We start from the raw sequence: 14,692 nt of genomic DNA, 5'->3' as shown, positions 1-14,692 counted from the left end.
ACCGTCCATCCTCTCGTCGGAGACCCCCACATGCGCAAACTCACGTTCTTCTTCACCTCGGTCGCCTGCGTCTGGCAGCTCGCGCTGACGGCGGCGGCGGCCGACTCCGCCGTCGAGCGCCATACCCGCTACGGCACGGTCGTCGGCGTCGACGATTCGGCCGGCAGCGGCACCTACGCCTGGAAGGGCGTGCCGTTCGCGAAGCCCCCGGTCGGCGACTTGCGCTGGAAGGCGCCGGTCGATCCGGACGACTGGAAGGCGCCGCGATCGGCCACTCGGTTCGGCAACGCCTGCGTCCAGTACGGGCGCATCTACGGCCCGGGCGCCAACAACCGCTACGACCCGACCATCGGCGCGACGCTGAACCAGGCCGTCGGCAGCGAGGACTGCCTGTACCTGAACATCTGGCGCCCGGCCGACCGGCGCGGCAACCGGCCGGTGATCGTCTTCGTGCACGGCGGCAGCAACGTCTCGGGCTACACCGCCGACCCGGTCTATGACGGCGCGGCGCTCGCCAAGGCGGCCGACGCGGTCGTCGTCTCGGTCAACTACCGGCTCGGCATCTTCGGCTTCCTGAACGTGCCGCAGTTGAAGACCGGTACCGACGCGGCCGGCGATTCCGGCAACTTCGCGCTGCTGGACATCGTCAAGGCGCTGCAGTTCATCCAGCACGACATCGCCAAGTTCGGCGGCAACCCGACCAACGTGACGCTGATGGGCCAGTCGGCCGGCGCGATCAACGTCTACGCGCTGCTGACCACGCCGGCCACCATCGAGGCGCGGCCGCGCCTGATCCACCGCGCCGCGCCGCTGAGCGGCGGCATCTCGCTGGCGAGCAACCTGCCACCGGGCCGCCTGCCGACGCTGAACCCGGCCTCGTTCTACCTGGCCCAGGGCAACCAGCTGCTCTACGCGCTGGCGATCGCCGACGGCCACGCCACCGATGCGGCGAGCGCCGCCGCGTGGGTCGCAAGCCAGCCCGCGGCGCAGGTCGCCGCCTACCTGCGCAGCAAGACGCCGTCGACGCTGCTGCTGACGCTGCTCACCAAACTGGCCGGGCTCGGTCTCGCAGGCTCCGGCCCGATCCCGGACGGCAGCTACCTGCCGACCGACCCGATCGGCGCGATCAACGCCGGCAACTACCTGCGCGTGCCGGTCATGGCCGGCAACACGCGTGACGAAGGCAAGCTGTTCCCGACCTTCCTGACGCTGCTGGGCGGGCCGAGCGGACGGCTGGTGACCGACAAGCAGCTGTTCGACATCCAGTACGCCTACGCGCCGGACGCGGCGCCGCAGATCGCGATCCAGCAGTGGATCCCGGGTGCCTACCTGCCGGTGACGACGCCGGTGACCGGCTTCAACGCCAAGACGGAGCTGCTGAACCAGCTGTTCCTCGTGGCCGGCGCCAACAACGCGCTGACGGCGCTGAAGTCGCAGCAGAACGAGGTCTGGTACTACCGCTTCGACTGGGACCAGGAGCCGGCCCCGTTCAACGACATCTACGGCGCCGCGCACGCGTTCGACCTGCCGTTCCTGTTCGGCACGTTCGGGCCGTCGCTTTTCTCGAACGTGGTCAATTCCACCGCCAACCGGCCCGGCCGGCTCGCGCTTTCGCAGGCGATGATGGCGAGCCTGGCCGCGTTCGCGCGCACCGGCGACCCCAACGCGCCGGCGGCGCTGGGCGTCACCTGGCCCGCGTACCCGTCGAAGCTGATCTTCGACGCGACGCCGACGGCGACGGCGATCTCGGTGGAGTGACGGGGCAGGTCGCGGATCGACGCGGGCCTCAGCCCGCGTCGGGCTGCGCGGCCGGCGCGGCGCGCCGGAACGCGTCGAGTTCGCCGCAGGCGGCGTCGATTGCCATCAGGCGCGGCCAGCGCGTGAGGTCGACCTTGAAGCGGCGCGCGCTCTCGATCTGCGGCACGAGGTAGGCGTCGGCCACGGTCGGCGTGTCGCCGAAGCTGAAGCGGCCCGGCGAGTTGCGCGCCGCCATCAGCGCCTCGTACGCGTCGAAGCCGTCGCCGATCCAGGTCTGGCACCAGGCATCGACCGCGGCGTCGTCGGCGCCGAAGCGGTGGCGCAGCGCCTCGAGGATGCGGCGGTTGTTGACCGGATGGATGTCGCAGCCGACCACCGCCGCCAGCGCCCGCACATGGGCGCGGTCGTCGAGATCGGCCGGCAGCAGCGGCGGCGCGGGGTGCCGCTCCTCGAGCCATTCGATGATCGCGGGCGACTGCACCAGCGTCTTGCCGTCGTCGCGCACCAGCGCCGGCACCAGTGACTGCGGATTGACCGCGCGGAACGCGGGCCGAAGGTGCTCCTCGGTTCGCAGGTTCACCGCGACATAGTCGCAGTCCAGGCCCTTCAGGTTCAGCACGATGCGCAGCCGGTGCGAGGTGCCGCTGCGGAAGAAGTTGTAGAGCTTCAAGGCTTTCACTCCAGGCTGATGCTCTTGCGCTTGACGAGTTCGGCGTAGATGCGCGCCTTCGCGGCGGCCTCGCTCATGATCTGCTCCGGCCCCCAGCCGACGTTCTCGAACGCGAAGGTGTCGAAGCGCGCCTTGGCGTCGGGCTCGGCCAGCGCCTTGCGGATGTCGGCGTCGATCTTGTCGCGCACCGCCGCCGGCACGCCGCGCGGCCCCACCAGCACGACGAACGAGTTGACCGCCAGCGATGCGGGACCGCCGGCCTCCGCCATCGTCGGCACCTCGGGCAGCTGCGGAATGCGCTTCGGCGCCGCCACCGCGACATAGCGGATCTTGCCGGCCTTGTACGCGCCCTGGCTCGACGGGATGCTCGCGAAGCTCCAGCCCACGTCGCCCGAGCCGACCGACGTGAACAGCTGCGAGACCTCGCGGAACGGCACGTGCTGCATCTGGGCGCCGGTCAGCATCTCCATCTGCTCGCCGCCCAGGTGACCCGGGCTGCCGATGCCCCACGAGCCGTAGCTGACCGGGCCGGCCTTCGCCGCGGCGACCAGGTCCGAGACGGTCTTGATCTTCGAGTCGGCCGGCACCGCGACCAGGAACGGCGTGCGGAACAGCGACGCCACCGGCTCGAACACTTTCAGCGTCTCGAAGCCCTTCGACTTGTAGAGGTAGGGCAGCGCGGCGAGGTGTTCGCTGTCGAGCTGCAGCAGCGTGTAGCCGTCGGCCGGCGCGCGGCGCACCGCGTCGATCGCGATGAAGCCGCCGCCGCCGGGCTTGTTCTCGACCAGCACGCGCTGGTTCCAGGCCTTGCCGAGCTTCTCGGCGACGATGCGCAGCACCGCGTCCGGGCCGCTGCCCGGCGCGAATGCGGTGACGATCGTCACGGGCCTGGCGGGGAAGGGCTCGGCCGCCTGCGCGGCGGTGCCGAACGCGGCCATCAGCGCGGCCAGCAGCAGTGTGCGGCGATGGGTCGGGGTGCAGGTCATGGAGTCTCCGGTCGTTCTTGTGGTGGGATGACGCATCACTCGGCCGCGCCGATGTGCAGGCGGATCTCGCCGACGCCGTCGATGTGGCCGTCGATGCGGTCCCCTGCGACGACCGGACCGACGCCTTCCGGCGTGCCGGTGAAGATCAGGTCGCCGGTCTGCAGATGATAGAAGCGCGACAGGTCGGCGATGACTTCGCGGATGTTCCAGATCAGCATGGCCACGTCGGACTGCTGGCGCGGCTGGCCGTTGACCGTCAGCGCGAGCGCGCCGCGCTCCAGCACCACGCCGGGCATCGGCACGATCTCCGAGACGATCGACGAATCCTCCACGTCCTTGCCCAGGTCCCACGGGCGGCCCTGGTCGCGGGCGACGAGCTGCAGGTCGCGGCGGGTCATGTCCAGGCCGCAGGCGTAGCCGTAGATCAGCTTGTCCGCGGCCTCGACCGGCACGTTGAAGCCCGGCGCGCCGATCACGACGACCAGCTCCATCTCATGGTGGAAGTTCGCGGTCTGCGGCGGGTAGGCGACCGTGGCGCCCGACTCGACCAGCGTCTGCGGCGCCTTGGTGAAATAGAAGAGCTTCGCGCTGGCCTTGTCGACCGGCTTGCCCATCTCGACCGCGTGCGCGTGGTAGTTGCGGCCGACGAAGAACAGGCGGTTGATCGGCGCGCGCTCGGTGCGACCGCGCACCGGCAGTGAGCGAACCGGCGGCGGGGTCCAGAGGTAGGACGTGGTGGTCATGGGGTCTCCGGGGAAGGATGTATCGGTCAGCCCCGCATCTCGTAGATGCCGAGCTTGCGGTGCAGCGGCGACTCGTCCGCAATGAACAGGAACGAGGGCCGGCCGGCGGCCGCGTTGGTCAGCGTCACCGCGGCATAGCCCGGCGCGCAGCAGGTGTCGGCCTCGGCCAGGCGGAAGGCCTGCGGCGCCGTCGCCTCGATCGAGACATCGACGCTGCCCTCGATCAGGTGGAACACGCTGGCCGGCGAGCGGGCCGGCAGGCGCAGCGTCTGGCCGGGGCGCAGCATCAGCGCCGAGTAGCCGAGAACGTTCTGCGCGTCGGCGCCGGTCTCGGGGTTGACGTAGGCGACCTGCACCGCGTCGAGCGCGGGATCGTCGGTGGCGATCGTTTCCAGCGTCGCGCGCACGTCGGTCCAGGGGTAGCGCAACATCGGATAGGGCTTGCTGCCGCGCTGGAACACCGGCATCGGCACCACGCCGCCGCGCGCGTGGGCCCGGTCACCGCTGCCGGCGCGCGTCTGCTGGCGCTGGCCGTCGACGTGGTAGCTGGCCTCGAGGTAGAACATCAGCGGCAGGTCCAGCACATCGAGCCACACGACCGGCGCGCTGCCGTCGTGGCCGTGCTCGTGCCACAGACCTGTGGGCGTCAGGATCAGGTCGCCGCGCCGCATCACGCACTTCTCGCCGTCGACGGTGGTCCACGCGCCTTCGCCTTCGACCACCATGCGCACCGCGTTCGGCGTGTGGCGATGCGAGGGCGCCCACTCGCCCGGCAGCAGCAGCTGCATGCCGAGGTAGATCGCGGCGCTGGCCTGCATCTTCTCGAGGCCGTGCCCGGGGTTGGCGAGCACCAGCACGCGGCGCTCCGCCTTCTCGATCGGCGTCAGCTCGCCGGCCTTCAACAGCAGCGGCTTCAGCCCTTCATAGGACCAGTGCGTCGCACGCGTGGCCGGGCGCGGCGTGCCGGCCGGCATCACCGCGCGCAGGTTCGGCCACAGCGGCACGAGGTTCTGCTGCGCCAGCGCCGCGCGGTAGTCGGCGGGCAGGTCTTCCATGCGGCCGAGTGCGTTGTCGCTCATGGGGTCGTCTCCTTCGTGTGTCGTCGAATTCAGTGCGCGGTTCAGCGGGCCAGGCAGGTCGCGACCGACCAGCCGTACAGCCATTCCATCGCATCGTAGAAGCGTTCTGGCGAGCGTCCGGCCCACAGCTCGTTGCGCACCAGGCGCTCGACGCCCTTGGCGTGGAAGATGCGGCCCATCTCTCGCGCCGACAGCACCACCCGCGCGGTGCGCGCGACACGCGAGCGCTGGTACAGCGCGAACGCCTTGCCGAAATCGTCGTCGGTGACGCGCAGCGCTTCGCCGAGCGTGACGGCATCCTCCAGCGCCATGCAGGCGCCCTGGGCGAGGTACTGCAGCGTCGGGTGCGCGGCGTCGCCGAGCAGCACCGCGCGGCCATGGGTCCATTGTGCGATCGGCTCGCGGTCGGCGGTGGCCCAGCGCTTCCAGTCGCGCGGCAGGTCGATCAGCTGGCGCGCCTTCGGGCAGATGCCCTCGAAGTAGCTCTGGACTTCCTCGCGGCTGCCTTCGCGCACGCTCCACTCCTCGCGCTCGCGGCTGTGGAAGGTCACGACGACGTTGTACTGCTCGCCGCCGCGCAGCGGGTAGTGCACCAGGTGGCAGTTCGGGCCGACCCAGATGCTGGCCGCGTTCCATTGCAGGTCGACCGGAAAGTCGGCCCGGTCGATCACCGCGCGGTAGACCACGTGGCCCGAGACGCGCGCGTCATCGCCCACGTACTGACGCCGCACCGCGGACTTGACACCATCGGCGCCGATCAGCGCGAGACCGCGGTGGGTGCGGCCCTGGGTGTCGTGCACCGTCACGCTGTCGTCGTCCTGCTCGACGCGCTGCACCGTCGTGGAGGTCAGCACGCGGATGCGGTCGTCGGCCTGCGCGCCTTCGAGCAGCGCGCCGTGCACGTCGGCGCGGTGGATCACCGCGTACGGGTTGCCGAAGCGGGCGCGGAACGCCTCGCCGGTGGGGATGCGGCCGACACAGGTTTCGTCGATCGCGTCGTGCATCACCATCTCGTCGGTGTAGACGGCGCGGCTGCGCGCGAGCGGGCCGACACCGAGCGCGTCGAGCGCGGCGAACGCGTTCGGGCCGAACTGGATGCCGGCGCCGATCTCGCCCAGCTCCGCGGCCTGCTCGAGGATCGTGACGTCGAAGCCGCGCCGCGTCAGTGCCAGCGCTGCCGCGACCCCGCCGATGCCGCCACCCGCGACGATGACCGGTAGCCGCCTTGCCGTCGTGCCCATGTCGGTTGTCTCCTGTGCTTTGGCGGCAGTGTCGGCAATCCCGGTCATCTCGTAAATGCGTGATGTGATATACCTTTCATATCGTTTTTTAATGATGAGGCCATGGCCAAGCTCGACATCGACTGGCTGCACGTGTTCGTCGAGATCTACAAGACGCAGAGCGTCACCCGCGCCGCGGAGCGGCTCGGCATGGCGCAGGCCCATGCCAGCGTCGTGCTGTCCAAGCTGCGCACGCACTTCAACGACCAGCTTTTCAGCCGCACCTCGCACGGCATGGAGCCCACGCCATTCGCGCGCCAGATCTACGCCGACGTGGCCGAGTCCCTGGACAAGCTGGCCAGCCTGAGCGGTTCGCGCGCCGGCTTCGACCCGGCGACCGCGCAGCGCGAGTTCCGCATCGGGATGACCGACATCAGCGAGATCGTCGCGCTGCCGATCCTGACCAACTACCTGCAGCGCCACGCGCCCGGCGTCACGGTCGAGGCCGAACGCACCTCGCCCGACAGCCCGCGCCGCCTCGAGGCCGGCGAGGTCGACCTGGCGGTCGGCTTCATGCCGCATCTGGAGGCGGGCTTCTACCAGCAGACGCTGTTCGAGCAGAACTTCGTCTGCCTGGCCGCCGAGCACCACCCGCGCGTGCGCAGCCGGCCGAACAAGCGCGCGTTCCTGGCCGAATCGCACATCGTCGTGACGACCTCAGGCACCGGTCACGCGATCGTCGACAAGGTGATGGCCGAGCACGGCTACGAACGCCGGGTGGCGCTGAAGGTGCCGAGCTTCCTCGGCGTGGCGCGGATCGTCGCGCAGACCGAGCTGCTGGTGATCGTGCCGCGCCGGCTCGGCGAGGCGCTGGCTCAGCAGGAGCGCGTGCGCGCCTATGCGCCACCGTTGCCGCTGCCGACGTTCGCGGTCAAGCAGCACTGGCACGAGCGCTTCCACGCCGACGCCGGCAACGCGTGGCTGCGGCGCACGCTGGTCGATCTGCTGGGCGGGAAGGCGCCGCGCTGAGCGCGCGCACGGCGCGCGCGCGTTCTCGCCGCGGCGTCAGTTGGCGGCCAGGCCGGCACCGCCGGACGGCAGCGCGCCGGCGCCGAGCGTGGTCAGGCTGCCGTCGTACTCGACGCGGAACGAGACCACCTGCAGGCTGCGCGGCGCCAGGGCGAACAGCCGCCGTCCGTCGGACGAGACCGCCAAGTCGAGCGCGCCGGCATTCGCGCCGGTGCTGCCGGCCACCGGGCTGGCGAGCGCGAGCTGCCCGGTGCGCGCGATGCTGTAGCTGCTGACCGTGCTGCTGCCGGCGTTGGCCGTGAACGCGTGCTTGCCGTTCGGCGTCACGGCGACCCAGCACGCGGCCTGCTGCGTGTTGGGCACCGAGGCGCTGACCAGCAGCGGCGTCGCCGAGCCGTCGGCGTAGCGATACGACGAGGCCGCGCTGCCCGGCGCCTCGGAGACGATCAGGTGATCGCGGCGATCGAACGCGAAGCCGAACGGCGTCGCGCCGGCCGACGCAGTGCTGACGACCGGCCCGAGCGTCCCGTCGCGCCGCACCGGGAAGCTGGTGATGCGGTTGGTGTTCTTCTCCGTGACGACGAGCACGTCGCCGCCCGCGCCGAAACCGACCTGCGCCGGCCCGGTGCCGCCGGCGGCGGACAGCCCGCGCGCGCCGTTGGCGATCGGCTGCAGTTGCCCCTGCAGGTTGCGGAAGCCCGCCACGTTGCCGGCCCCGGCGGCGTTGAGCACGTAGACGGTGCCGTCGCTCTCGGTCACGCTGATCGGCGTGAGGCCGCCCGAATCGACGACGGACACGAGCGCGACGCCATCGTGGCGGATCGCGAAGGTCGAGACGGTGTGGCTCGCGGCGTTGACGACGAAGGCGTAGCGGCCGTCGCTGCTCAGCGCGACGGCGCCTTGCGAGCCGAGGCCCGCGCCGGTGCCCTGGCCGCTGGTCGCGACGCGCGCGACGAGTGCCAGGTCGCCGCGCTGGGCGGGCGCGTACACCAACAACTCGTTGCCGGCGGTGGCGTTGGTGCTGGTGAAGACCTTGCCTTCGCGGAACGACGGGTCGCCTTGCGCGAAGGCGGGCGACGCGGCGGCGAGCGCGAGCGCGAGGCCGCCGAGCTGGAAGGCGAAGCGGCGGCGTGGGGGCGTGGATCGATCGGTCATGTCTGCTCCTGGTGACGTTGAAGGGCGGGCGAGCGCGCCTCGTTCAGCCGGCGCGGGCTGGTGGGTCGCGCGCCGGGCTGCCGACTTACGTCACGGGCAGATCACATTTGCGGCAGGGGCCGCGCGCGCCGGGCGGGCGCCGCGAGCCAGCGCAGGGCGGCCTGAATGAACGGGTCCGCTGGCGGGCTCGCGCGCGCCACGTCGACGAGCACCGCCGGCTGGAACGACTCACGCGGCCTGCCGTCCACGTGATAGAGCCGCTCGGTCGGCAGGTTCATGCCGATGCCGGTGTGTGGCAGCACGACGTGATCGGTGGCGCCGAGCAGGCCGGCCATGGCGGTGCCGACGACCGTGCCGGTACGCGTCGCGTCGAAGCCGATCGCGAGGCCCTCGCCCATGCTGCCGGTCCAGTGCCCCACGAGCACGACCACGGGCTTGCCGTACGGCGCCTGACCGCGCGGCGAGACCAGCTCGACCCAGCTGCGTCGCACGCCGGTCTCGCGCTCTTCCGACGGGAGCAGGTGACGCTGGTACGGCAGGTCGCGTGCGACGAAGCGGCCGAGGATGGCGCGGGCGATGGTGGCGTTGCCGCCGCTCGGCGTATCCCGCAGGTCGACGATCAGCGCGCGGGTGTCGCGCAGTCCGTCGAGCGCCGCGTCGAATGCGGCGATCGTGGCGTCGTCGCCGAGCGAGTCGTTCAGTCGCACGTATCCGACTCGGCCGGGCAGGCGCGCGACGGTGACCGGCGTCGCAGGCCGTGTGCCGAACTGATCCCGCGCGGGCAAGTCGACGGTCCGGATGGCGTCGCCGCGTTGCAGCTGCAGGGGGCGCGCGACTCCATGCCGCCCGGCCAGCACGGAGCGCAGCGCCCAGTCGCGTGCGGCTGCGATCGAATGAGGATAAGTGCGGCCGAGGCGCGCCTCGACGGCCGCGTCGATCGGCATGTCGCCCAGGCGCAGCACCACGTCGCCGGGCCGGATGCCGGCGCGCTGGGCGTCCGAGCCGGCGCGCACGTCGGTGATGACCGCGGCGCGGCCGCGCCAGTCCGCCCACAGGTCGGCGCCCGAGGGCACCAGGCGGAACGATGCGGTCAGATTGACGTTGAGCTGCGCGTGCGGGTCGTACAACTCGTCCAGCACGTTCTCGAGCAGCGCGACGAGGTCGTCGCGGGTCGACAGGTGCGCGAGCGCATGGGCGTAGCGCCGCGGCACGTCGGCCCAGGTCGTCGCCTTCGCATCGAAGTATGCGTAGCGATCGGCGGCGGCACGCCAGGCCACATCGAAATCCTGCTGCAGTTCGGCCGTCGTCTGCGCCTGCAGCCAGAGCGGCGCGGCAACGCCGAAGGTCAGCAGCAGGGTACGGAAGCGTCGTGTCATCGAGCGGCTCCTTCACGGTGCCCGAAGGCTACCGTGAACGGCCGCTTGCGGCTCAGCGTCCGGCCATCAGCTCGTTCTTGCGCGCCATCATCCGGTCACGCAGATCGACCATGTCGAGCCGCGTCTTCTGTGCCTTCGGGAACATCTCGTTCTGCTCTTCCTTGACGTGGTGCTTGACGAACTCGCCCATCACGCGGACGCGCGCGTCGTACATCTCGCCGTCGGGCTCGACGCCTTCGACCTGCGCGATCAGGTCCTTGACCGACGCGTGCTCGACGTTGGCCTCCGGCACCAGCTCCTTGTCCTTCAGTGCCGCCTTCACGGCCGGGTAGAAGATTTCTTCCTCGAGCGTGGTGTGAACGGTCAGTTCGGTGCAGATCTCGGCGACGATGGCCTTCTTGCGCGTGGCCGAGCGCGTCTTGTCGAACTGCTCGAACAGGTCGGACACCTTCTTGTGGTCCGCCTTCAGCATGGCGATGGCGTCCTTGGGTTGCGCGGGGGTACGCGCGGTGCTGCTTTTCGCCGGGGCTTTCTTTGCGGTGGCCATGCGGGCTTCCTTGTGAGTGAGTGGTGGGCCATTCTTCGGGCGCGGCGCCGGCGCTCCCATCGGAAGAACTCTGCGCGGCATGTAGGAGGTCAACCGGAGCGGCCGTCTGCGGCCGGCATCGCGTTGCTGGAAGAGGAGCGCTTCGAGGATCTGCCGGCGCTGCCGGTCAGCGACCTCGAACCGGGCTGAGCCGCACCAGCAGGTCCCGCGTCGACCCGAGCATGAGCGCGAGGATCACGACGTTGGCGAACACGAAGGTGGCGATGCCCAGCTGCCGCGCGGCGGGTACGCCCGCGAGCGCCAGCTTGCAGCCGACGACGGCCGACGACGCGATGCCGAAGGTATAGCTCCAGTACGACGTCGACCAGGGCTCGGCGATCAGCCAGCGCAGCATCCGCAGCCCGATCAGCATCTGGAACACCGCCCAGCCCCACAGCATCAGCACCGCGCCCTGCGGTGCGTTCGGATCGACCAGCAGCCAGGCGACCGCGGTGACCACGGCCGGGGCGAACTGGATCCCGGTGGCAGGGCGCGCCGACGCGGTCGGCGTCGCGCGCCACAGCTGCTGGAGCATCAGCGACTCCAGCGCCAGCCACGCGAAGACACCGGCGCCCAGGAACAGGTAGCCCCAGTCCGCGTGACCATAGGTGCCCAGCATGCCCGCGCTCGTCAGGTTGCCGCCGACCGACGGCAGGTACAGGGTCGGAACGAAATGCGTCGGCTCGCGACCGCCACGCCACACCCCTCCCGCATGCCAGAGCGCGAAGCCGAGGTGCCAGGCCAGCCCGGCTGCGCCGATCCAGGCGCCTGTGACGGGCGCGTCGGCGTGCAGCGTCGTCGCGACGAGCAGCGTCGAGATGCCCACGAGGGCGGGGGTGGCGCCGGCCACCGGGTGCACGAATTCGGCGCGGGTCGCGTCGATCCTCCGCCACGCCTGGACCGCGTAGAAGATCAGCAACAGGGCCCAGGTGGCGACCGCGATGGCCAACAACCCCTGGCCGATCGCTGCGGGCATGCCCCACAGCGGGTGGGCGAGGCGCCAGGCCTGCGCCAGCCCGTTGAGGCCGAGCACGGTCCCGAACGCGGAGGCGGCCAGGTAACTCGTGTTCTTCTGTGGGGCCGCGGTCATGGTCGGCCAAATCCTACAGGGGTTTCAGGCCGGTCCTCGGGCGCCGCCGGCTGGGCGGACCGCGGCACGGGGAACGAGGCGTTGCGCCATGTCGACCCCGGCGCGATGATCCACGACGCGCGATGGCGTTGGAGTGTCCGACATGAACTCGCCTGCGGTCGAATCGGAGTCCGACGTGGATTTCACGCTGGACCGGGATGTGCTCGCCGAACGGCGCGCCAGCGGCGCCCGTCGCGTGCACACCGTGCAAGTGCCCATGCTGCGAGTGGCAGGCTTCGGCATTCTGTGCGCGATCTCGCTGGCGCAGGACCTGCGGGCCGGTGCCCCGATCACATCGCCCGCGCTGCTGGCGCTGGTCGGCTTGAACCTGTTCTATGCGGCATTCTCGTGGCGGCTGCTGCGGCGCCACTGGCGGCTCGACGCGCGGGTCGACCTGAGCTTCCTGCTGTTCCACCTGGACCTGCTGGTCTGGCTGCCCAACCTGCATCACCTGGAAGCCGGGAACCTGTTCTTCGCCTATTTCCTGCTGGTGCGCGTCATCGACCAGGTCGGCTTCGGCTTTCGCCGCGCGCTGTACTTCGCGCACGCGGTAGCGCTGGTCTACGTGCTGTATGGCGCGGCGTTGTCGGTGCTGGAGCCGGACCGTGTCGCGCTCGCCGATCGCCTGGCCATCGCCGCCATCATGTACCTGCTGGGCCTGTACTTCGCCGCCACCGGCCTGGTCACGGAGCGGCTGCGCAACCGCAATCGCGAAGCGATCCGGGCGGCGCGAACGCTGGTCGATCGCCTCGAGCAGAAGGCCACCGCGCTGGAGCAGCAGAAGCTCGAGCTGGACGCGGCGCGTCGCGAGGCCGAGCAGGCCAACCGCGCCAAGTCGGAGTTCCTGGCCGTCACGAGCCACGAGATCCGCACGCCGATGAACGGCGTGCTTGGAGCGGCCGAACTGCTGATCGCGACGCCGCTGTCGACCGAGCAGCAGAGCTATGTGCGCATCGCCCACCGGTCCGCGACGGCACTGCTGCGCCTGATCGACGACGTGCTCGACATCTCGCGCATCGAAGCCGGCAAGTTCACGTTGACGCCGTCCGAGGTCGACCTGCGTTCGCTGGTCGATGAAGCCGTGGAACTGGTGGCGATCAGTGTCAGGGACAAGGCCGTCCGCGTCAGCAGCGAGGTCTCGCCGCGGGTAGCGCCATGCGTGGTCACCGACCCCTTGCGACTGCGTCAGCTGCTCGTCAACCTGCTGCACAACGCCGGCAAGTTCACCGAGCGCGGCAGCGTGCGCCTGAGCGTGACGGTGCTGAGCGAATCGGACAACGCGCAACTGGTCCGGTTCTCGGTGCGCGACACCGGGGCCGGCATCGCGCCGGAGCAGCTCGAATCGATCTTCAACGCCTTCATGCAGGTCGACTCGTCGAGCACGCGTCGTCATGGCGGCAGCGGTCTCGGGCTGGCCCTCGTCAAGGAGCTGGCCGCGCTGATGAAGGGTCGGGTGCACGTGGAAAGCCGGCTCGGCGTCGGCTCCCACTTCTATGCGGATCTGCCGCTGCAGCGCGGCTCGGGCACGGCGGCGCGGGCGCCCGTCACGGAGTCGCCCGACGACGCCCTGCCGGTGGCGGTGCTGGTGGCCGACGATGACCCGATCAATCAACTGGTCGTCGCCGAGATGCTCCGCAAACTGGGCTGCGAAGTGGACGTGGTGGACCACGGTGAAGCCGCGGCCCGCGCGGTCCTGGCCGGCGCCTACGACATCGTGTTCATGGACTGCCACATGCCGACGTTGGACGGTTTCGAGGCCACGCGCCGCATCCGCGCCGGGGAGTCCGCCGCCGGCGCGCCGCTGGTCATCGTCGCGCTCACCGCCGATTCGCTCCCGAGCGATCGTCAGCGGTGTGCGGGCATGAACGATTTCCTGACCAAGCCGGTCAGCAGTTCCCAGCTGTCGGCGACGATCGAGCGGTGGACCGGGCGGCGAACCCAGCCTGCCACGCAGTGGTAGCGGGCGGCTCGCTGCCGAACAGGTCGAACACCACGTCGCGGAGCCAGCGATTGGCGGGCGAGCGGTGGTACTTCGCGTGCCAGAAGACGTTGATGGCGACGTCGGGCAGCTTGGCCGGATGGGGAACCTTGGCCAGGCCGAAAGGCTCGACCAGCCGATCCGCCAGACGTTCTGGCACGGTCGCGATCAGGTCGGACCCGCGCAGGATGTGTCCCACGCTGACATAGTGGGGCACGGTCAACTGGATCTTGCGCTCGATGCCGCTGCGCAACAGCAGTTCGTCGACCTTGCCGTGACCGGTGCCGGCGGAGATCACGACCAGGTGCTCGGCATTCGAGAACTCGGCGAGCGAGATCCTTCTCTTGTCGAGGCGGTGCCCCCGTCGCATCAGGCAGACGTAGCTCTGGCTGAACAGCCGACGCTGGAAGAACCCCGCCTTGAGTTGCGGCAGCAGCCCGAGGGCCAGATCGATCTTGCCGGACTCGAGCTCGTCGCGCAGGTTGATGGCGGCATTGCGCATCGTGCTGAGCGTCACGCCCGGGGCGTCGCGCCGGAGTCGATCCATCAGGGCAGGCAGGAAGTAGATCTCGCCGATGTCGGTCATGCCGATCGTGAACGCGCGCTTCGCCGTGGCCGGCTCGAACGTCGTCCGCTGGTTGACGCCGCTGTGGATCATGGCGAGCGCATAACTCACCGACTCGGCGAGCTGATCGGCGAACGGCGTCGGCTCCATGCCTTTCGGCGTGCGCAGGAACAGGTCGTCGCCGAAGATCCTGCGCATCTTCGCCAGCGAATTGCTCACGGCGGGCTGCGAGATGCCGAGGTTGTCCGCCACCTTCGAGACCCGGCGTTCGATGAGCAATTGGTTGAAGACGACCAGCAGGTTCAGATCGAGCTGGTGAAGTTCCACAGGGCCTCCTCGGCGTCTATCTCATCATTCTGAGTGATACGCCTTATATCTTGAATCCCATTGGCTGATCGGACGGCGGTGACGATCATCG

13 protein-coding genes are annotated in these 14,692 nt (G+C 70.1%); 3 read left to right on the top strand and 10 right to left on the bottom strand.

Annotated elements, in window-relative coordinates; translation table 11 throughout:
• Positions 1-30 precede the first annotated feature (30 nt).
• A complete protein-coding gene (locus ACWH49_RS03770) occupies positions 31-1,758 on the top strand; it encodes a carboxylesterase/lipase family protein (RefSeq protein WP_448170240.1) in 1,728 nt (575 codons plus the stop codon).
• 28 nt (positions 1,759-1,786) lie between these two features.
• Here ACWH49_RS03770 and maiA read toward each other — a convergent pair whose 3' ends face one another.
• Genes maiA through ACWH49_RS03745 form a run of 5 tightly spaced genes read right to left on the bottom strand, consistent with a single transcriptional unit; the run spans position 1,787 to position 6,477 of the window.
• Positions 1,787-2,428, bottom strand: coding sequence for a maleylacetoacetate isomerase (gene maiA, locus ACWH49_RS03765; RefSeq protein WP_448170239.1), 642 nt, complete (start codon positions 2,426-2,428; stop codon positions 1,787-1,789).
• Positions 2,429-2,433: 5 nt separating this feature from the next.
• Positions 2,434-3,414, bottom strand: a complete 981-nt coding sequence (locus tag ACWH49_RS03760; protein WP_448170238.1) for a tripartite tricarboxylate transporter substrate binding protein — start codon at positions 3,412-3,414, stop codon at positions 2,434-2,436.
• Between the two features lie 35 nt (positions 3,415-3,449).
• Positions 3,450-4,157 carry a fumarylacetoacetate hydrolase family protein gene (locus tag ACWH49_RS03755; protein WP_448170237.1) on the bottom strand — a complete coding sequence of 236 codons (708 nt, stop codon included), beginning with the start codon at positions 4,155-4,157 and terminating at the stop codon, positions 3,450-3,452.
• Between the two features lie 26 nt (positions 4,158-4,183).
• Entirely contained in the window at positions 4,184-5,236 is a 1,053-nt protein-coding gene (locus tag ACWH49_RS03750; RefSeq protein WP_448170236.1) for a cupin domain-containing protein, read from the bottom strand.
• Positions 5,237-5,277: 41 nt separating this feature from the next.
• Complete coding sequence (locus ACWH49_RS03745) at positions 5,278-6,477, bottom strand: 3-hydroxybenzoate 6-monooxygenase (protein WP_448170235.1); 1,200 nt, start codon at positions 6,475-6,477, stop codon at positions 5,278-5,280.
• A 102-nt stretch (positions 6,478-6,579) separates the two neighbouring features.
• Here ACWH49_RS03745 and ACWH49_RS03740 point away from each other — a divergent pair, with 102 nt between their 5' ends.
• A complete protein-coding gene (locus ACWH49_RS03740; RefSeq protein WP_448170234.1) occupies positions 6,580-7,485 on the top strand; it encodes a LysR family transcriptional regulator in 906 nt (301 codons plus the stop codon).
• 36 nt (positions 7,486-7,521) lie between these two features.
• Here ACWH49_RS03740 and ACWH49_RS03735 read toward each other — a convergent pair whose 3' ends face one another.
• The 4 genes from ACWH49_RS03735 to ACWH49_RS03720 all read right to left on the bottom strand — a co-directional run bounded on the left by ACWH49_RS03735 (position 7,522) and on the right by ACWH49_RS03720 (position 11,692).
• Complete coding sequence (locus tag ACWH49_RS03735; protein WP_448170233.1) at positions 7,522-8,640, bottom strand: lactonase family protein; 1,119 nt, start codon at positions 8,638-8,640, stop codon at positions 7,522-7,524.
• A 101-nt stretch (positions 8,641-8,741) separates the two neighbouring features.
• A complete protein-coding gene (locus tag ACWH49_RS03730; protein ID WP_448170232.1) occupies positions 8,742-10,016 on the bottom strand; it encodes a S41 family peptidase in 1,275 nt (424 codons plus the stop codon).
• Positions 10,017-10,068: 52 nt separating this feature from the next.
• Entirely contained in the window at positions 10,069-10,563 is a 495-nt protein-coding gene (locus tag ACWH49_RS03725; protein ID WP_448170231.1) for a hemerythrin domain-containing protein, read from the bottom strand.
• A gap of 166 nt (positions 10,564-10,729) precedes the next feature.
• On the bottom strand, positions 10,730-11,692 hold the full coding sequence (locus ACWH49_RS03720) for an SLAC1 family transporter (RefSeq protein WP_448170230.1): 963 nt from the start codon (positions 11,690-11,692) through the stop codon (positions 10,730-10,732).
• A gap of 142 nt (positions 11,693-11,834) precedes the next feature.
• Between ACWH49_RS03720 and ACWH49_RS03715 the strand changes: the two genes are divergently transcribed.
• On the top strand, positions 11,835-13,691 hold the full coding sequence (locus tag ACWH49_RS03715; RefSeq protein WP_448170229.1) for an ATP-binding protein: 1,857 nt from the start codon (positions 11,835-11,837) through the stop codon (positions 13,689-13,691).
• Here the strand turns inward: ACWH49_RS03715 and ACWH49_RS03710 are convergent.
• Entirely contained in the window at positions 13,618-14,601 is a 984-nt protein-coding gene (locus tag ACWH49_RS03710; RefSeq protein ID WP_448170228.1) for a LysR family transcriptional regulator, read from the bottom strand. The genes ACWH49_RS03715 and ACWH49_RS03710 overlap by 74 nt on opposite strands.
• Positions 14,602-14,692 lie beyond the last annotated feature (91 nt).

This window comes from Rhizobacter fulvus, assembly GCF_964020785.1.
The sequence above is the reverse complement of the archived record's forward strand: the minus strand, read 5'-3'. Positions and strand labels throughout refer to the sequence as shown.